Source organism: Caldicellulosiruptor naganoensis, assembly GCF_026914285.1.
Classification (GTDB): domain Bacteria; phylum Bacillota; class Thermoanaerobacteria; order Caldicellulosiruptorales; family Caldicellulosiruptoraceae; genus Caldicellulosiruptor; species Caldicellulosiruptor naganoensis.
In genome coordinates this window covers 2,000,859-2,020,477 of record NZ_CP113864.1, presented here as the reverse complement: position 1 = coordinate 2,020,477, position 19,619 = coordinate 2,000,859, and the positions used below count along the sequence as shown (strand labels likewise).

16 protein-coding genes and 2 pseudogenes are annotated in these 19,619 nt (G+C 34.3%); 16 read left to right on the top strand and 2 right to left on the bottom strand.

Annotated features, from left to right (window positions below; translation table 11 throughout):
• The first annotated feature begins 45 nt into the window (after window positions 1-45).
• The 11 genes and pseudogenes from OTJ99_RS10105 to OTJ99_RS10055 all read left to right on the top strand — a co-directional run.
• Window positions 46-903: a cation diffusion facilitator family transporter gene (locus OTJ99_RS10105; RefSeq protein WP_045166328.1), complete on the top strand. Its 858-nt coding sequence runs from the start codon at window positions 46-48 to the stop codon at window positions 901-903.
• A 149-nt stretch (window positions 904-1,052) separates the two neighbouring features.
• Window positions 1,053-1,541 carry a transcription elongation factor GreA gene (gene greA / locus OTJ99_RS10100; RefSeq protein WP_083943584.1) on the top strand — a complete coding sequence of 163 codons (489 nt, stop codon included), beginning with the start codon at window positions 1,053-1,055 and terminating at the stop codon, window positions 1,539-1,541.
• Between the two features lie 23 nt (window positions 1,542-1,564).
• Window positions 1,565-3,052, top strand: a complete 1,488-nt coding sequence (lysS, locus tag OTJ99_RS10095; RefSeq protein ID WP_045166330.1) for a lysine--tRNA ligase — start codon at window positions 1,565-1,567, stop codon at window positions 3,050-3,052.
• Between the two features lie 113 nt (window positions 3,053-3,165).
• Window positions 3,166-4,167: an acyl-CoA dehydratase activase-related protein gene (locus OTJ99_RS10090; protein ID WP_045166331.1), complete on the top strand. Its 1,002-nt coding sequence runs from the start codon at window positions 3,166-3,168 to the stop codon at window positions 4,165-4,167.
• Window positions 4,168-4,184: 17 nt separating this feature from the next.
• Window positions 4,185-5,336 (top strand): 2-hydroxyacyl-CoA dehydratase, encoded by a 1,152-nt coding sequence (locus tag OTJ99_RS10085; protein ID WP_045166332.1) that lies wholly within the window; start codon window positions 4,185-4,187, stop codon window positions 5,334-5,336.
• Window positions 5,333-6,292 carry an acyl-CoA dehydratase activase gene (locus tag OTJ99_RS10080; RefSeq protein WP_045166333.1) on the top strand — a complete coding sequence of 320 codons (960 nt, stop codon included), beginning with the start codon at window positions 5,333-5,335 and terminating at the stop codon, window positions 6,290-6,292. Before OTJ99_RS10085 ends, OTJ99_RS10080 begins: the two co-directional genes overlap by 4 nt.
• 168 nt (window positions 6,293-6,460) lie before the next feature.
• The gene (locus OTJ99_RS10075) at window positions 6,461-7,183 is read left to right on the top strand and encodes a M20/M25/M40 family metallo-hydrolase (RefSeq protein WP_045166334.1); all 723 of its coding nucleotides are present in this window, start codon (window positions 6,461-6,463) and stop codon (window positions 7,181-7,183) included.
• 256 nt (window positions 7,184-7,439) lie between these two features.
• Window positions 7,440-8,321, top strand: a complete 882-nt coding sequence (gene ilvE / locus OTJ99_RS10070; protein ID WP_045166335.1) for a branched-chain-amino-acid transaminase — start codon at window positions 7,440-7,442, stop codon at window positions 8,319-8,321.
• A gap of 30 nt (window positions 8,322-8,351) precedes the next feature.
• On the top strand, window positions 8,352-10,010 hold the full coding sequence (ilvD, locus tag OTJ99_RS10065) for a dihydroxy-acid dehydratase (RefSeq protein WP_045166336.1): 1,659 nt from the start codon (window positions 8,352-8,354) through the stop codon (window positions 10,008-10,010).
• Between the two features lie 27 nt (window positions 10,011-10,037).
• Complete coding sequence (gene ilvB / locus OTJ99_RS10060; RefSeq protein ID WP_045166337.1) at window positions 10,038-11,696, top strand: biosynthetic-type acetolactate synthase large subunit; 1,659 nt, start codon at window positions 10,038-10,040, stop codon at window positions 11,694-11,696.
• A gap of 424 nt (window positions 11,697-12,120) precedes the next feature.
• Window positions 12,121-12,234, top strand: a pseudogene (locus tag OTJ99_RS10055) (transposase); the annotation flags it as partial.
• Between the two features lie 48 nt (window positions 12,235-12,282).
• Here OTJ99_RS10055 and OTJ99_RS10050 read toward each other — a convergent pair.
• Window positions 12,283-12,867 (bottom strand): VanZ family protein, encoded by a 585-nt coding sequence (locus tag OTJ99_RS10050; RefSeq protein ID WP_045166338.1) that lies wholly within the window; start codon window positions 12,865-12,867, stop codon window positions 12,283-12,285.
• A gap of 183 nt (window positions 12,868-13,050) precedes the next feature.
• Window positions 13,051-13,338: a hypothetical protein gene (locus tag OTJ99_RS10045; protein WP_235374998.1), complete on the bottom strand. Its 288-nt coding sequence runs from the start codon at window positions 13,336-13,338 to the stop codon at window positions 13,051-13,053.
• A gap of 1,301 nt (window positions 13,339-14,639) precedes the next feature.
• Between OTJ99_RS10045 and OTJ99_RS10040 the strand changes: the two genes are divergently transcribed.
• The 5 genes and pseudogenes from OTJ99_RS10040 to OTJ99_RS10020 all read left to right on the top strand — a co-directional run bounded on the left by OTJ99_RS10040 (window position 14,640) and on the right by OTJ99_RS10020 (window position 19,549).
• Window positions 14,640-15,227, top strand: coding sequence for a hypothetical protein (locus tag OTJ99_RS10040; RefSeq protein ID WP_045166339.1), 588 nt, complete (start codon window positions 14,640-14,642; stop codon window positions 15,225-15,227).
• A gap of 246 nt (window positions 15,228-15,473) precedes the next feature.
• A pseudogene (locus OTJ99_RS10035) lies at window positions 15,474-16,250 on the top strand (ISNCY family transposase); the annotation flags it as partial.
• 1,018 nt (window positions 16,251-17,268) lie between these two features.
• On the top strand, window positions 17,269-17,874 hold the full coding sequence (locus OTJ99_RS10030; RefSeq protein ID WP_045166340.1) for an amidase domain-containing protein: 606 nt from the start codon (window positions 17,269-17,271) through the stop codon (window positions 17,872-17,874).
• Window positions 17,875-17,893: 19 nt separating this feature from the next.
• Window positions 17,894-18,565: a hypothetical protein gene (locus OTJ99_RS10025; protein ID WP_045166341.1), complete on the top strand. Its 672-nt coding sequence runs from the start codon at window positions 17,894-17,896 to the stop codon at window positions 18,563-18,565.
• 558 nt (window positions 18,566-19,123) lie between these two features.
• A complete protein-coding gene (locus OTJ99_RS10020) occupies window positions 19,124-19,549 on the top strand; it encodes a hypothetical protein (protein WP_045166342.1) in 426 nt (141 codons plus the stop codon).
• Window positions 19,550-19,619: the final 70 nt, after the last annotated feature.

The following is a 19,619-nucleotide window of genomic DNA, read 5'->3' as shown; positions in this document are numbered from 1 at the left end:
TTCTTTCATAGAAGCCTGCATAGAAAGGGGTTTGAAGGGTATTATATGGATAAGCAAAAGGCTGCACTTTTATCAGTTTTTTCAAACACTGCACTGATTTTGTTTAAACTTGTGGCCGGCGTAATTATGGGTTCGGTTTCAGTTATATCAGAGGCTATTCATTCAGGAATTGACCTTTTGGCAAGCATCATAGCATATTTTTCAATAAAGCAGGCGAGGAAACCTGCAGATAGCGACCATCCTTTTGGGCACGGCAAATTTGAAAATGTCTCTGGTGCGTTTGAGGCTATTTTGATATTTTTAGTAGCCGTAATGATAATATATGAAGCAATAAAAAAGATAATAACCAAAGGAAAAATTGAAAATATTGAAGCAGGGCTTGCTGTGATGCTAATTTCGGCTGTTGTAAATCTTTTTATATCTTCGAAGCTATTTAAGGTTGCAAAAAAGACAGACTCTATTGCGTTAGAGGCTGACGCAATGCATCTTTATACAGATGTATTTACTTCATTTGGTGTGTTTTTAGGACTTGTTGTGATTAAATTTACACATATATACATTTTAGACCCACTGATAGCTATAGCTGTTGCATTGATGATAATAAAGGCTTCTATAGACCTTACAAAAAAAGCTTTGTGTGACCTTGTTGACAAGAGCCTTCCTCAAGAAGAGATAAAAGTAATAGAGGATATTATCAAGAAATACTCTCAAGTGACAAGCTATCACAAGCTCAGGACAAGAAAGAGCGGTGACAGAAGAGAGATTGATGTTCATATACGAATGGAGAACTCAACACCTTTGATTGATGCCCACAATCTTTGTAATATGATTGAGGAGGAAATTAGAAAGGCTCTGCCAAACTCTTATATAACGATTCATATAGAGCCAGAGGATGAAAAGTGAAATCTCAACTTTTCTTTCTTGACATAAAAAGTCCTTTGATTTATAATTGTCAAAAGTTAAAATGTTCAAGCATAAATTATATATCAACAAACTAAAATTAATCTTAAAAGTGAGATTTCAATTTCTTTATGAAAAAAGGGGAGGAAAAAATGGCAAGAGAAATGGATACAGCAAAATTTCAACTTTCGCGTGAGGCTTATGAAAAGTACTTAAAAGAGCTTGAAAATCTAAAGACTGTTAAAAGAAGAGAGGTTGCTGAGAAGATAAAGGTTGCACGTTCATTTGGTGACCTTTCCGAAAACTCTGAGTATGATGAAGCAAAAGCAGAACAGGCAGCTTTGGAAGAGAGGATTGCTTACTTAGAAAAACTTATAAACAATGCAAAGATAATTGACAAAGATGAAGTTTCAACTGACTTTGTAGGAATTGGTACAAATGTAAAGATTCAAAATGTAGATACAGGTGAAATTGTTGAGTATTCCATTGTTGGCTCAAAAGAGGCAAATCCATTTGAGTTTAAGATTTCTGATGAGTCACCTGTGGGCAAAGCGTTAATGGGCAAAAAAGTTGGAGAAGTTGTGGAAGTTACTGTTCCTGCTGGAAAGTTTAGATATAAGATACTCGAGATATCAAAATAAAAAGACGGAGTTGGTGAAAGGGTATGCAGGAGTTTGAGTTTACACAGGAGGAACTAAACGAGCAGATACAAAATAGGATAAAAAAACTAAGAGAACTTCAGCAAAATAAGTACAATCCATACGAAAAAGTAAAATATGATCCTACTCATTATTCAATGGAGATTAAAGAAAATTTTGAGCAGTTAGAGGGTCAGTTTGTTTCTGTTGCGGGAAGAATACTGTCAAAAAGGGGTCATGGCAAGGCTTCGTTTGTTGACATTTTAGACTCAAAAGGAAAAATCCAGATTTATATCAAGATTGATGAAGTGGGTGAAGAGAAATACCAAGAGTTCAAAGAATACTATGATATTGGTGATATCATAGGTGTCAAAGGTGAGGTTTTCAAGACAAATAAAGGCGAGATTTCAATCAAAGCAAAAGAAATTGAGATGCTAACAAAGTGTTTGAGACCTCTTCCTGAAAAGTGGCATGGCCTTAGAGATGTCGATACAAGATACAGAAAGAGATACCTTGATTTGATTGTAAATCTGCAGGTAAGGGATACATTTATCAAAAGAAGTTTGTTTATTCGTTCAATCAGAAAATATTTGGATGACAGAGGCTTTTTAGAGGTAGAAACGCCGGTTTTGAGCCCAATTGCAGGTGGTGCTGCTGCAAGACCATTTATCACTCATCACAACGCACTTGACATTGACCTTTATCTTAGAATAGCACCAGAGCTTCATCTAAAGAGGCTCATTGTTGGCGGGTTTGACAAGGTCTATGAGCTTGGCAGAGTTTTCAGAAACGAAGGCGTCTCAATAAAGCACAATCCAGAATTTACAACAATTGAGATTTACCAGGCTTATGCTGATTACAAAGATATGATGAATCTCACAGAGGAGCTAATAACAACTGTTGCAAAAGAGGTTTTGGGAACGCTAAAAATAACATATCAAGGGCAAGAGATTGACCTCACACCGCCTTGGCAAAGGCTTACAATGATTGAGGCAATAAAGAAATATGTAGGAGTAGACTTTACACAGGTATCTTCCATAGATGAAGCAAGAAAGATTGCAAAAGACCTTGGTATTGAAATTGAGGAAAACTGGCAGATAGGACATATTATAAACGAGGTATTTGAACAAAAGGTTGAGGACTTTTTAGTTCAGCCGACATTTATTATGGACTATCCAGTTGAGGTATCGCCACTTGCAAAGCGCAAGAAAGACAATCCACAGTTTACAGAGAGGTTTGAGCTTTTCATAACATGCAGAGAAATAGCAAATGCTTTTTCAGAGCTAAACGACCCATTTGACCAAAGAGAGAGATTCTTAGAGCAGCTGAAAGAGAGGCAAAGAGGTAACCAAGAAGCTCATATGATGGATGAGGATTTCATAGAAGCATTAGAGTACGGAATGCCACCAACAGGTGGGCTTGGCATTGGTATTGACAGGCTTGTGATGCTACTTACCGATTCTTACTCTATCAGGGATGTTTTGCTCTTCCCAACCATGAGACCAAAAGACTAAACAAGAAAGGGGCAGTTGTTTTTTTACAAAAACTGCCCTTTTTTTAGACACCCTTTTGGGATTGTGTTATAATAAGATAGGACATTTAAAAGACTAAGAAGGAGATTCATCGGATGAAGATAGCAATTCCGCACGCACTTTTATACTATTACTATTTTCCTCTTTGGGACACATTATTTAGAGAACTTGGTTTTGAAGTTGTAGATACAGGAATAACAAACAAGGATATACTTGACAAAGGGTCAAAAGCTGCTGTTTCGGATATTTGCGCGCCAATTAAGATTTTTACTGGACATGTAATAGAAGGACTTGAAAAGGCAGATTATGTATTTGTTCCAAGATTTGCACGAATAAAAAAACCAGAGTACTTTTGCCCAAAATTCATGGGGCTTCCTGATATAATTGAGGGCACTGTTGAGGGAAGCAGTGGCAGGATAATTTCCCCTATAATACATGAAAAAAACAACGAGGATATTAGTTCACCTAAAATATATGGTATACTGACAGAAATCTTTGGATTTTCACACAGAGAACTGAGGCTTGCTTTGAAGAAAGCTGAAGAAGTATTTCTAAGGTTTAAAAGTTTGCTCCACAGTGGACTTACTTGTGACAAGGCCCTTGAAAGCTACAGAACTCAAAGATGGGAAGAGGATTTGAAAAGGGTCAAAAAGGATGGAGAAGTGACTATAGCTGTTTTAGGATATGTGTATGATGTCTATGACTCATTTATCAGCATGGATGTAATAAAAAAACTGGAAGCAATGAATGTGAATATAAAAACCTTTGAAATGGTGCCGACAGATATTGCATATGAAAACCTCAGACACTACAGAAAAAGGCTATTCTGGACATTTTCAAACAGGGTACTTGGCGCAGGTCTTTTCTATCTCAAAGACCCAGAAGTTGATGGCCTGATTCATGTAACAGCGTTCGGATGTGGTCCTGATGCTATTGTTGGAAGATTTTTACAGTATGAAAGCGATATAGCGGGAAAGCCTTTTACCACTTTGAGGGTGGATGAGCACACAGGCGAAGGGCATATGATAACAAGATTAGAAGCATTTGTGGATATGCTAAAGAGAAAGAAATGGGCAAGGGTTTCGCATGGAATTTAGTGCGGAGGTAATTGAAGATGAAGGTTTCGTTTCCGTATATGGGTTCGACGATTGTATATAAAAAACTTTTTGAGTTTTTAGAGCATGAGGTTATAATGCCCCCAAAACCAACTCAGAGGACGATGGACTTAGGTGTAAAATACTCACCCGAGTTTGCTTGCATTCCTTTGAAGATGGTCATGGGCACATATTTGGAAGCTATTGAAAAGGGTGCAAAGGTGCTTGTGACCTCTGGTGGGCACGGGCCTTGCAGGGCAGGTTTTTATGGCGATACTCACAGGAACATTTTAAAGTCGCTTGGTTATGACGATGTTGAGCTTATAATATTCGACGCACCACAGGATAACTGGAAAGCATTTTGGAGAAATGTCCAAAAAATCCGAAATGGTGTTCCATGGCCTAAAGTAATAAACAGAATGTATACATTATACAGGTTTGTCCAGAAGTTAGATGAGCTTGAAAAAATGGTTCAAAAGATAAGACCTTATGAAATCAATAAAGGTCAGACAACTCAAGTGTGGAATGAGATCCAAGAAAAGTTTGACAAGATAAAGACACGAAAAGAGCTTTATAAGGTATATGAAGAGTGTAAAAAAATGCTTCTTAGCATTCCAACAAAAGAGGTTGATGAGAAAGACAAAATTAGAGTTGGAATTGTTGGTGAGATTTACGTTGTTATGGAAAGTTCAATTAATTTTGGCATAGAAGAGATTTTAGGCAATCTTGGTGTTGAGGTTGAAAGAAGCTTATATCTTTTTGAGTGGATAAACGACAATTTGGTCCCATGGGCACTTCGACCGAAGAGATTTAAAGAGATAATTAAAAAAGGACAAAGATATATAAAGATTCTAATAGGTGGGCATGCAGTTGAAACAGTTGGACACATTATAGACTTTAAGGAAAGAGGGTTTGATGGAATAATACACCTTATGCCCTTTGCATGTTTGCCAGAGCTTGTGACACAAAGTTTAATTCCTAAGATTTCAAAAGAAGTTGATATTCCAATTTTATCTTTGCCAATTGATGAGCAAACAGGAAAAGCAAATATGCTAACAAGAATAGAAGCCTTTGTTGACCTTTTGAGAAATAGAAAGAAAGGAAGGACAAAAGAGGTTTTTGTAAATGAGTTTCAACAACATGCTGATGAAGAAAGGGTTGTAGTGGTATGAAGAGTATTTACATAGGGGTTGATGTTGGTTCTGTGTCCACAAATGTTGTTGCGATTGACAAAGATGTGAATGTACTTTTTAAGACGTACATCAGGACGAATGGACAACCAATTGACTCTGTTAAAGAAGGTATAAAACAATTAAAAGAGAGTCTTGGAAATGTTGAGGTCTTAGGGGTTGGCACAACTGGTTCAGGCAGACAGCTTGCAGGAGCAATCTTGGGTGCGGATGTTATAAAAAACGAAATAACAGCGCATGCGACAGCCACAATCCATTTTGTTCCAAATGTTAGGACAATCTTTGAGATAGGAGGACAGGACTCAAAAATAATAATTATCAAAGACCAGATGGTTGTGGACTTTGCAATGAACACTGTATGTGCAGCTGGCACGGGTTCTTTTTTGGACCATCAGGCAGAAAGGCTCAAAATTCCAATTGAGCAGTTTGGTGACTTGGCACTGTCAGCAAAAAATTCTGTCAGGATTGCAGGAAGATGTACTGTGTTTGCAGAGTCAGATATGATTGCAAAGCAGCAGTTTGGATTTTCAAAGGCTGAGATTATAAGAGGGCTTTGCGATGCGCTTGTGAGAAATTACTTGAACAATGTTGGAAGGGGCAAAAACTTAGAACCACCGTTTGTTTTCCAGGGCGGAGTTGCAGCAAACAAAGGCATAAAAGCTGCGTTTGAAAGAGAGCTAAAAAGTGAGATTATTGTGCCTGAACACTTTAACGTTATGGGAGCAATAGGTAGTGCAATATTGGCAAAAGATTATATTGAGAAAACCAAAGCAAAGACAAAATTCAGAGGGTTTGATGCGGCAGACATTGAATTTACAACTTCGTCTTTCGAATGCAAAGGATGTTCTAACAGGTGTGAGGTTGTAAAAGTCTCAATGGAAGGAAAAGTTATTGCAATGTGGGGAGACAGGTGTGGCAAGTGGACAAATTCTTTGTAAGAATACTTTCACAGCCATGGGCAAAATCCCATGGTTTTTTGATTTTCAATGAAAAATTTTTATATATTCTCACCAAAAAAGTGATATAATAAAAGTAAAGAAACATTTAAGAAGGTACCATGCCATGTCCGAGGGGTAAGAGATTATATAAGGTCACTTCTTTTGAAGATGTGCGCGATAGAGTCCTACCCTGGCAAAGAGGAAGAGCTGAAAGAGTTTGTAGAAAATGAACTGAGTGAGATGCTGGTTTTCTATGATGATGACAAGCAAAACAATCTATTTGTTGAAAGAGGAAAAAATCCAAAAGTACTTTTAAATGCCCATCTTGACTCTGTTGGTAGCGAAGAGATGGGCAAGAATTGGATGATGGAAGTGGTTTACGATGAGAAAACCGGCAGAATAAAAGGAAATGGTACACGCCCAATAGGTGCTGATGACAGATGCGGAATTGCAATCATTTTGGCTCTTTTAAGATTTACCCACTACCAGTTCAAATTTCTCTTCACAACTTCCTGCGAAGACGAACATAGGGGAGTAATATTTTTCATTGAAAATCATCCAGAGTTTTTCAGAGGTGTAAATCTTGTGATTGGACTTGACAGACGGGGTTTTGGCGATGTTGTCTGCAGCTATGGTGGCAAAGATATATGTTTTAAAAAAGACTTGCATGACAAGGTGATTGAAATAGGCAAAAGTTTAGGAATTCCAGCAAAGAAAGAAAAAAGTCCTCACATTGCCGATATAAGATACATCGCTGACAGGTTTGGGATAAGCAGCTTTTGTCTTTCTGTTGGTTATTACAATCCTCACACCACATCTGAATATGCAGTGCTGGATGAGGTTGTCAAAACGTACGAGTGGATGTGCAGAATATTAGAATATGTGCAGTAAAGGCTTTTTTGAGGCCTCAAGTGATGAGGCCTTTTTCTTTTTTGTTATTGTATTTCTAATTTCTCTTAGGTATAATGTATAAAAATAACTTCAGGTTTTCATGTTGTCTCTTCTCAGAAGAAAAAATCATTAAAAAAATACAAAATAGTACAAAAAACATGTCGACATAAGTTTTCAGATATTATACAATAAGTAATTAATCATCTTTTAGTTTTTCCTGAAAAGATTAATAATACACATAGGGGGAAATGTTTCGATGGAAGAGAAACTTGTATACATTGATGGGGAGTTTTATAAAAAATCAGAGGCAAAAGTGTCAGTGTTTGACCATGGGTTTTTGTATGGCGATGGGGTGTTTGAGGGGATAAGAGTTTACAATGGAAAGATTTTTAAATGCAAAGAACATGTGGACAGGCTATATCAAGCAGCAAAGGCTATTTACATGGAAATTCCAATATCAAAGGAAGAGATGATTGAGGCTTTAAAAAAGACATGCAGAGTCAATAACATAAAAGATGGGTATATAAGGCTTGTTGTGTCACGCGGTGTTGGTGATTTAGGCCTTTCACCCACTAAATGTCCAAAACCAACTATTGTTATCATTGCTGACTCAATTGTTTTATATCCACAGGAAATGTATGAAAAGGGAATGAAGGTTATTACTGCTTCAACAAGAAGAAATAGTCCTCAGTGTTTAGACCCTCAGATAAAGTCATTGAACTATCTAAATAACATCTTAGCAAAGATTGAGGCAAACATGGCAGGTGTACCAGAGGCTATAATGCTCACACAAGATGGTTATGTTACAGAGTGCACGGGTGATAATATCTTCATTGTAAAGGATGGCGAGCTTATCACACCACCTGTTTATCTTGGAGCTTTGGATGGTATTACAAGAAGAACTGTGATGAAACTTGCAAAAGATCTTGGTATTCCTGTGTATGAAAAAGTGTTCACACTATTTAACCTTTACAATGCAGATGAGTGTTTCTTTACAGGCACGGCAGCAGAGGTTATAGCAGTCACAGAGGTTGATGGAAGAAAAATAGGCAATGGTGAGGTCGGACCGATTACAAAAAAACTAATGGAAGAATTCAAAAAACTTACACTTGTTGATGGTGTTGATATATATGACTAAAGTATTCTTTTAAAGGAGCTGTGAAAAATAATGAGGAGTGACATTGTAAAAAAAGGTTTTGAAAAAGCGCCTCAGCGCTCGCTTTTCAAGGCAATGGGATATACAGATGAGGAGCTTAAAAGACCTTTGATTGCTGTTGTAAATTCATGGAACGAAGTGGTTCCTGGGCATATTCACCTTGATAAGATTGCAGAGGCAGTAAAAGCAGGTATCAGACTTGCAGGTGCAACACCTATAGAGTTTAACGTAATTGGTGTTTGTGATGGGATTGCAATGGGTCACATTGGAATGAAGTACTCTCTCATCACAAGAGAACTGATTGCAGACTCAATTGAAGCAATGGTAATGGCACATCAGTTTGATGGCATGGTCTTGATTCCAAACTGCGACAAGATTGTACCAGGAATGCTGATGGCTGCAGCAAGAGTGAATATCCCAAGCATACTTATAAGTGGCGGTCCAATGCTTGCTGGCAGGATAGATAATAAAGTGTGTGATTTGAACTCTGTATTTGAAGCAGTAGGTGCGTACTCTGCTGGCAAGATTACCGATGAGGAGCTTTTTGCTCTGGAAGAGAATGCATGCCCTGGTTGTGGTTCTTGTTCTGGCATGTTCACAGCAAACACAATGAACTGTCTGAGTGAGGCTTTGGGGCTTGCTCTTCCGGGCAATGGCACAATTCCAGCTGTGATGGCAGCACGAATCCGCCTTGCTAAAATTGCTGGAATGAAGATAGTTGAGCTTGTAGAAAGAGACATAAAACCATCTGATATTTTAACAATTGAGGCATTTGAAAATGCCTTGACAGTGGATATGGCGCTTGGTGGGTCAACAAACACTATTCTGCATCTTCCTGCTATTGCGAATGAATTAGGGATAAAACTTAACCTTGATATTATAAACGACATCAGTGACAGAACACCCAACCTTTGCAAGCTTTCACCAGCAGGGCATTACCACATTGAAGACCTTTACTTTGCGGGCGGCGTTCAAGCTGTTATGAATGAGCTTTCTAAAAAAGGTTTGATTCATTTAAATCTTTTGACAGTTACAGGGAAAACTGTGGGAGAGAATATCAAAGATGCAAAAGTTAAAGATTACAATGTAATAAGACCAATCGACAATCCATATTCTGAAACAGGTGGGCTTGTGATTGTAAGAGGCAACCTTGCGCCAGATGGTGCTGTTGTCAAAAAGAGTGCAGTGCCGCCAAAGCTAATGAAGCACAGAGGCCCGGCGCGCGTGTTTGAAAGCGGTGAAGAAGTGTTTGAGGCAATCTTGAAAGGGAAAATCCAAAAAGGAGATGTTATTGTTATAAGGTATGAAGGCCCAAAAGGCGGACCTGGCATGAGAGAGATGCTCTCACCGACATCAGCTTTGGCAGGTGTTGGGTTAATTGAAGATGTTGCACTCATCACCGATGGAAGGTTTTCTGGTGCAACACGAGGCGCTTGTTTTGGCCATGTATCACCAGAGGCAGCAGAGCGAGGTCCGATTGCAGCTGTGCAAGATGGAGATATCATCTCGATTGACATAGAAAATAAAACTCTTACCTTAGAGGTGCCTGAAGAAGAAATAAAAAGAAGACTTGAAAGCCTTCCACCATTTGAACCAAAAGTGGAAAAAGGGTATCTTTACAGATACTCAAAACTTGTAAGGTCAGCGTCAACTGGTGCTATACTTGAATAAAAATCTTGGTTTGGGGGTTGTGGTATTTTGAAGCTGACAGGCGCAGAGATTATTATTGAGTGTTTAAAAGAACAAGGGGTAAAAGAGGTATTTGGGTATCCGGGCGGTGCTGCCCTGAATATCTACGATGCGCTTTATAAACATCAAAATGAGATAAAACACTATTTGACATCGCACGAACAGCACGCCTCCCATGCAGCAGATGGGTATGCAAGAGCATCTGGCAAGGTTGGGGTTGTGTTTACAACCTCAGGCCCCGGTGCTACAAATATCGTCACAGGTATTGCAACAGCTTATATGGATTCTGTTCCAATTATAGCAATAACAGGCCAGGTGCCAACAAACTTGCTTGGCAAAGACTCGTTCCAAGAGGTTGATATAACAGGTATTACTATGCCAATTACAAAGCACAATTTTATTGTAAAAGATGTAAATGTTTTAGCCGATACCATTCGACGTGCATTTGAAATTGCGCAAAGTGGAAGACCAGGACCTGTTTTAATTGATGTTTGCAAGGATGTGACAGCAGCATATGCTGAATATGAGAAAAAAGAGCCAAAGAAAATTAAGAAAAAGGTTTTTGCAACACAAGAAGAGATAGAAAAGGCGATTGAGCTTATAAATTCAAGTCAAAGACCTTTTATCTGCTCTGGCGGAGGGGTTATTTCGTCAGAGGCATCAGAAGAGCTCATTCAATTTGCAGAAAAGATAAATGCACCTGTTGCCACAACTTTGATGGGTGTTGGTGGATTTCCATCAACTCATCCGAACTATACAGGGCTTGTTGGAATGCACGGCACACGCGCTTCTAACTATGCAGTGTCACACTGCGACCTTTTGATTGCTGTTGGTGCAAGGTTTTCAGATAGAGTAATCAGCAAGGTTGACAGATTTGCACCAAATGCAAAGATTATTCACATTGATATTGACCCTGCTGAGATTGACAAAAACGTCAGCACTGATATTGCGCTTGTTGGCGATGTGAAGCAGATATTAAAGATACTGGTTGATAATATTGAGAAAAAGACAAATACTGAATGGATAGAGATGATATATGAATGGAAGAAAAACTATCCTTTGAGCTATCCAAATGATGGCAAGCTTCATCCCCAGTATGTTGTTGAGAGAATTTCTGCTCTTACCAACAACGATGCAATAATCACAACAGAGGTTGGACAAAACCAGATTTGGGCAGCACAGTTTTACAAATACCAAAGGCCAAGACAGTTTATTTCTTCAGGTGGTCTTGGTACAATGGGTTATGGTTTTGGTGCAGCAATTGGAGCAAAGATAGCAAGACCAGACAAAGTAGTAATTGATATTGCAGGAGATGGAAGTTTTAGAATGAACTGTGGTGAGCTTGCAACAGCTGTTCACTACAATATACCTGTGATAGTTGCGCTGCTTAACAATGGCGTTTTAGGCATGGTTCGCCAGTGGCAGGGCCTTTTCTATGGAAAAAGATTTTCACAAACAACCCTTGACAGGCCACCGGATTTTGTAAAGCTTGCAGATGCATACGGTGCACTTGGCATAAGAGTTACATCGCCAGATGAGGTTGACAGGGCTATTTTAAAAGCTCTTGAGTCTGGAAGACCAACTGTGATTGACTTTGTAATTGACAAGGACGAAAAAGCTCTTCCAATTGTCCCACCCGGCGCGCCAATTGATGAGATTATTGATTAGAAAAGACCAATAAATGGAGTATGATTTTTTACAGCGTTTTTTGTATTAATTATTATAGCGCGGAAATATATCAAAAAATAATAAGGTAGGAGAAGAATGGTAGAATATTATATTACCGGTATTTTTTATCTTTTTGGTTTTGGGAATTATAGATTAATTTGACTTGAAAAAAGTACTTTTAATGAGATAGCAGTATTCTTATTTGTTTTATATTTATTATATTTAAACACAATAATAACATACAAATACAAAAAAGAATAAATACATTAAAATGTAAAGTTAGAAAATCAAGTTCAAAATAAAAATAAAGATAAGAGGGGCTTTTCACAAAAAATTTGAAAAGCCCCTCTTTTAACTATATAAATATCCAAAAAGATTGTTGTCAATATTATCATTTTAACGATGAATTGATTGCTTACAAAACAAATTAGTTGCATATTTTGGTTTAACCCTCTCGGTAGTTCAATCATGGCAATTTGTTGGCACGAAGAACAAAATATCAAAAAGAGGTTCAGAAATATTGCGAAGAGTATTGTTCTGCGGTAAAAAATATATTCAAAATTTTTTAAAAACCTCTTGCTTTTAATTAGCTGGTCTTTTTTTTGTTATTAAAAAAGTTTTTTATTTGGGGTATGTTGAATATCAAGATTCCTGTAAGATAACCAAGTAAATTAATTATAATGTCTAAAATATCAAATACACCCTTTTTTGTTAAAAATTGTAACAATTCAACTATTATAATCCATACTAAAAAAATAAAAATTGTGATTTTTGGTTTATTTTTTATTCTAAAAGAAAGGTAGAAACCAGCTGGCAAATACAAAATGAAGTTTTCAATTATTTGAGATAAACCATAATAAATTATTTCATTTAAATTAAAGTTGATGTAATGTTCTGATCTGCTTAGCCGGAAAAAGCTAAGCGAAATAACTAAAACAATATAACTAGTAAATAAAATATCTAACATGAAATAATATAATTTTCCGTTAAATATAAGATGCAAGAGAGAAAACAATAAAATAGCTACAAAAACTCTCAAAAATATAAAGCTAAATGCTTCAATTGAAAAATGTAACCAGATATCATCTAAAACATAATAACATAAAAACATTGACAAAACAAGAGAACATATAACTATAAATGCATTTTTTAAGATTTCTTTAAGTTTCATAATGGTCCCCCTGCTAAAATTTCTAATATTACTTATCGTCATATACAATACCATCAAAATCTACATTATCTTTATAAGTGGACTGGAAGTATATTTTATAAGTTCCGTCAGAAAGCTCAGTAAATGGAAGTGTATAATATGATGTTTCATTATGACTAACTTGAATTGTTTGAGCTTAATTACTTACAGCCTCTTGTATCCCAACCATTCTTTTTTAAGAGGAGTTAATTTCATTTCAGCATATGTCCCAGTATTCCATCGAGTTGATTTAGTTATTCTGTGATAACAATAAAAATCACCTTTTGTAATTGTAAAACTGTCAACAGATTCTTTGCCGACATCAGTAAATCCTGTTCCTTGATAAGTGTCTAATTTATTTGATAGTGCAAAGACAATGTTGGTCATTAATGGTAAGCAAAATATTGCAGTTAAAGTAAGAATAATAAGATATACTTGTTTCTTGTTATACATTGGCAATCACACACCTTTCTATTTTTAGTTATTATAAAAAATTTTTGTTGCTATTATTATATACTCTAATATTGATGAAGTCAACAATATATACCAGTAACCTGGCAACAATGCTGTAAGAATGTATAAATGTATATCTAAGTATATTAAACTAAATCAATACATTGTGTAAAAAATATTATTCTGTTAGGTTATAACAGGAATTTGGAAATAAAATACAGTTTTAATGATAAACCATTTACAATTGAATTTTCAAAATTTCAAATGTGATAAACTAACAAATAATTATAGATTGCTCTATAAAAAATAATTATTTTTATCTTTCAGTTAGGAGAAAGCTAATTTATTATGTTTCAACAACAGAAATGAGTGTTAATAGCAAACGACAAAGTAGTAGAATGGTATTTAATGTAAAGATTTTAAGAAACAAAAAATATTAAATTAGTTTTTTCAGAAAAAATTAAAACAAGAAAAAACTAATAATACAAAATTAAAAGTTAAATTTGCAACTATTAATAAAATTTTCTGTACATACGGGGAAGATGCAAGAATAGTTAAAAAGTAACCTTATCTTTAACCTATTTGAGTATTTTCTGAGAAAGCCGTTACAGAAGATGAAGCGGTGGCTACTTTTGATGTAGTTGTTTCAGATATTGAATATTAATAAAGGGACTTCCACAAACGATAAGTTTGATATGCTCTACTTTTAGTAAGCAATAAAGAGACAAAACTTTTGATTAAAAGGGAGCATATTTTTTTAGTAAAAGTATTTAAATTAATTTTTAATTTTAAAAATCGAGAAAATCGAAGAGATTTAAAGTTAATTAAAGAAATATGTATTTTTTGCTCAAAATTTAGCTAAAAATTGGCTAAAAAAAGAAAAAACGGGATTGACAAAGAGAAAATATATAAGATATGATTTACATAAAAATTCCAAGAAGAGATTTACAGAAGAAATAATTTAAGCATAGAATAGTCTTAAAAAAAAATAAAAGAATGAATATATAAAAAATCAAGTTGATTGAAAAGATAAAAAGAAGATGCTATTATGTAAGGCACAAGATATAACAGACTGTGCTCAAGAAGGCTTATCAACAATTTGTTTGCAGTGTAGGGGAAATAGATGAGCTAAGAAATGTATGAGATGCAGATAGAGTTTTAAATAGGCCTCGTGTGATATTTGAAAAATCTTTAGAATAAAAAAAATTAGAATTTTTTAAATCTAAGCCCTAACCTTTTATCAGCCGGCTGAAAAAGGTTGAGATAAATATCAAAACAAAAAAGAGGGGGTTATTCGTTAATTGAAAAAAACTTATTTGTGCAATATTTTAGTAATTATTTTTTTAGCATATTTAATTTTGAGCGTGTTTATAGGAGGCTTTTTGTTTAGTAGAATAAACAAATTGGAAGTGTTTAAAGTCAATTATAATGCAAAAATTATTAATATATTTTTTGTCGAATATTCTCATAAACTCTCTGAAGCAAGTGATATTCTGGAATATCTCATCAAAGATGAAAATATGGATTTTTCATATCTAAACGGAAGACTTGAGGCATATTTTTTAAATAATACATTGACGATGTTAATTGCAAAAGAGCCAAACATATTTGAAGATAAGGAAATAGGTAAAATAATTAACTCAAGATATGAATTAATTATCAAAATGGTTGATTTTCTAAAGAAAATTAAAACAAAAATAGTTGACCCTAAAAATAAAGAAAAAATTATTAATATTCAACCTGATATTGAAAAGACAATATTTTTATTAAATGCCTTAGACGAGGATTTGCAGTCATTTAGAAACTCAAAAACCAAAAAAGTGTATGAAGAATACGAAAAAGAACTCTTAGAATGTATAGCAAGAGTTGAGAAAAATATTTCTCAATAACTTTGATGCAGTCATAGAATTAAAGTTGAAAAATGATAATTAGGCAAAGAAGGTTTCTATCTTTCTGAATGAAGTTTTTTATAATATTTTTCAGGTTCTATGTCAAGAGATGGAGTGGGTATTCTGAATACCCACTTTTTTCAACTTTATCAGCCAAGCATAAATTGCAATAAATACATATTACAGGTGAATATTATTAAAACTTAATAATACTAGCCTTTTTCAGCAACGCTCAAAATGAGCATTTTGCAATCTATGTTATGTGCTTTCTTCATCCAAAAAATCTTCAAATTCTCTACCTTAACTCAAATCTTATCATCTTAAATTTTTATGCAACTTCGAGAAAATATCCTCTATCTCTACATTCTCAAGATTTAGAAAAATCTTTTGCTCAGAAAAACAAATTTCAAAACCCTAACCTCACATCCTCTGCTGTGTATTATCTCACATACTCAAACCTCCCCAAATCTGCTTCTGCCTTCTGTCCTTATTTTGATGACCCACAAGCCCCCGCTTTTTCTAAAGCTATCTCTGATTCAAAAGCTCTTATTCCCGCTTTGATTAACCTACTGTAATAAACTAAATAAACCTTTTATCTACGAAGGTCTTTGTAATGGTAAAAATCGCTCCCTAAGAATTAAATGGCGCTGCCCTTGTTCTCAGATTAAAGACAATAAACGCTTTTGCACTTGCCCACATCCTTGTACTACCTCTAAGTCAGGTAGAATGTTCTATACATACCCGGATGCCAACCTGCGGTATTATCCAGGTATCGATAGAAATTCTGAGCAGTTTAATCAACTTTACAAATCCAGAGTTACTATCGAGCAAACTATTTTTAATCTAAAATCTTTTCTCGGTCATGATACCATTTTTTCATATGACCATATTTCACTTTTTTCTGACTTCTTACTCTCTGCTATTTGTATGCTTTTACTCTTTATTCTCTCTTATGCCATACTAAAACATCACCAAAATATCTCTTACAAAAAACTTCAAAAACTTAAAAAACTTATTGCCTGAGATTTTTCTTAACTCTAAAAAATGCATTTTTAATCCCCTACAAATTGCCCACACTAAAAACTCTTTTTAAAGGGTTTGATATAATTTTGCCTTTTTTGGCTTTAGAATTATTTTGTAATAAATTTATAGTTACATACGTTGCTGATAATATTGTTATTGTGTGTAAATAGCACAATTTACCTATGCAGCCTCTTGACTTTTATTCCTGTATTCCTATTTTATGGTTTGTACATCTATTCATTTTGCAAACGGCTATATGTGTTTTTAGTCTTCTCTTGCTATAATTTTACCTCAATGATGATGGCTTTATATATATATATATACATTTATTGTCTTATCTGCTAATTAGTTTTATTCAAGAAGCTAAAAATTTAACAAATATTTTGCATGATATTTATTTAGATTTAAAACCTATTTGCTATTATTTAGGCGAACGGAAAGATAGTAGAGAAAAAGAAATGAAATTTAACTATATTTTAATTAGCCATAAATTGCAAATTTATTTTGTTATAAACCGAAGAAAGTTGAAGAAATTTTAAGCCATTTAAAGAAAAGTACATTCTGAGCTCAAAATTTAGTTGATAATGGGCTAAAAAAAAAAAAAACAGGATTGACAGTGTGAAAATATATAAGATAAAATTTGCTTAGAAATTCCAGAAAAAAGTTTACAGAAAAAATATTTTGAGAATAAAATACCCAAATAAGTGAATAAAGAAACTGAGATATAAAAAAACAAGTTAGATGATGAAATGATAAGAAGATACTATTGTGTAAAGTAGCATAACAGATTGTGCTCAAAAAAATATGGCAACAATTTGTTTTGAGTATGGATAAGGAAATATCAATTACATTAAATAAGAAGTGTAACAGGGACAGATAGGTTTAGAGGAACTGGCATATGATGTTTGAAAGAGTTTTAGAAAATGGAGATTGAAGTTAGGGAAATAAGCAACAGCCTTTCATCAGCCGGCTGAGAAGGGTTGTGATAAACATCAAAACAAGAGAAGGAGATGAGAAAATGATAGTTACTAAAAAAGTTAAAAGATACGTTACCTTAAGTTTGATTTTAACTTTATTTTTGAGTTTTTTTAATTGTGTTAAAGTAAATGCATATTACTCCTCTGGCGGAGCTGTAAATTATGCAGATACATGGGCGTTAAGCAGAAATCCTGATTATCCTAATTTTAGCAAAGACTGTACAAATTTTGTTTCTCAGGCATTACATGAAGGTGGACTTATCCCATTTGATAAACAACGAGGTTGGTATTGTGAAAAAGTACTTTGGTGGTGGAATTGGGGACAGGCTTGGAGTGTTGCCGATAGTCTAAGATATTGGTTGCTTAGTGCAAATAATGCTATGTATATTGGGAGATGGGATTATAGTTCTCAGTCAGACTTTAACTTTTCCCTAAAACCAGGAGATGTATTATTTTATGATTGGGATTCTGATGGAACATATGATCATTCTGCTATTGTAGTGGTTTATGCCAGAGACCCTGATTCTGGGATAAACGGTGTTTTGCAAGATCAACACACAACAGATAGGAAATGGGCAATATGGCATTTAAAGCCATATAATCTTAATCCTCTGTCTACAATCATAATTGCTGTTAGACCACAATAAGATGGGGAGGTCAAATTTTATGAAAAAAAGAAAATTATTTGTACTAGGTTTACTGGTAATTATTGCAATAGTTGCAACTATAATTGGTTATAATGCAGAAAGTATTCAGCAATTGAATAATGAGGAGGAAATAAAAGAAGTGGTGAAGAGTGCACTAAATATTTATAGTAAAAGTGTGTATCCATCAGAGTATACAAAGTCACCAGATATTAAAATTCCTTCACAGCTTATAGACAGAAAGATAAATGAAATTACCCAGGAATGTGAGAAATATTACAGTGCAAAGTCAGGAATTTTGGCAAATAAAATAAAAGTTTTTCAAACGGCTGTTTTAGGAGAAGCTTATTCACCCTCAGATATAAGGACTGTTGAATGGAAAATAAATGATATAAAATTTTTAGAAACAAGGATTGAAGGTGATACAGCAACAGTCATAGCAGATGTATATTGCGAAAACAAAATGGTTGCGTTGATTCCAATTGATAATAAAGTAAATGGAAGCATAAAGCCTGAAGAAATGACAATAGAATATCAGAAAAGGCTGTATGAAGAAACGCAACAACTTCCCAAAAAATTGGTGACATATAATCCAAAAGGTGTAATAAGATATTATTTTAACTTATCAAAAGAAAACCGAAAATGGAAAATTACTTCAGAAAACTTCAGTTACCTACCAGGTTATGAGCCTTAATTTTATTTTAACTTCCATTTTGTTGTAGAAAAAGTTTCTATTTAATGTATGTTATAAGTTTGTGTTAAAATTCAGGCTTCCTTTGGTGATAAAAAGAAAAAAGAAATGATTAAAAAGTTTCTATTAATCTGGCTCTTTGTCAAAAGAGAGGTTGATATTTAGAATGCCCACTCCAACTTTTGACAAAGAGCCTATTTGTTATAGAGCCTGTTTTTTTTAGCAGTTCAATATCTAATAAAAATTTAAGAAAATTGAAGAAATATAAAGAAATTTTAAAGAAAGCTTAGTTTTAGCTAAAAAATTAAAGAAATATAGTCTAAAAAAAAAAAAAAAACGGGATTGACAGGTGAAAACATAAATAATAAAATATATGCAGAAATTTACAAGAATAAATCTACATTAAAGGTATAGAAAGTACAAACTATCTTTAATAAAGAAATTAGAGAAATAATCACACTAAAAATAATATTGGTGGAAAAATTAGATTCAGTGTTATTATTGGCATCAACCTTTCATGGGTACCTATGAAGGGATGCAAATAAAAAAATTAGGAGGTGTATGTTAATAAGAAGTCTTAAATTCAAAAGTTTAATTTCAGTACTATGTTTATTTGCTTTTGCTTTAACGTTTGTATTTGCACTAGCAGTAAGCGGTTATTTCAACGTAATATTGCCAGCTTTTAAAGGTGATACAAAAATTAATGGAGCAAATAAAGAAACAACTGATCAGTTTGTATTAGTAAGACTTAGTAGTAAAGGAGATTCATTATTAAGTAATAACAACCAGGTAGATTTCTGGGTCACTGATTCAAATGGTAATTATCTTACAAATGTTGTAGCAGTATCTCTTCAAAATGGTACTGTTAGTATTGGTTTTATAACCAACAATTACATTAATAAAGGAACCTATATCAATTTATGGGCTCAAAATGACGTTGTAGATGTTGTGTCTGTCCAAGCAAGTGGTTGGTATGATTTACGCTAAGTTTAATAAAGCTAATTTGTAGGGTTATAGCATTTATTGTTATAACCCTACATTATCAAATGTTTGGGAG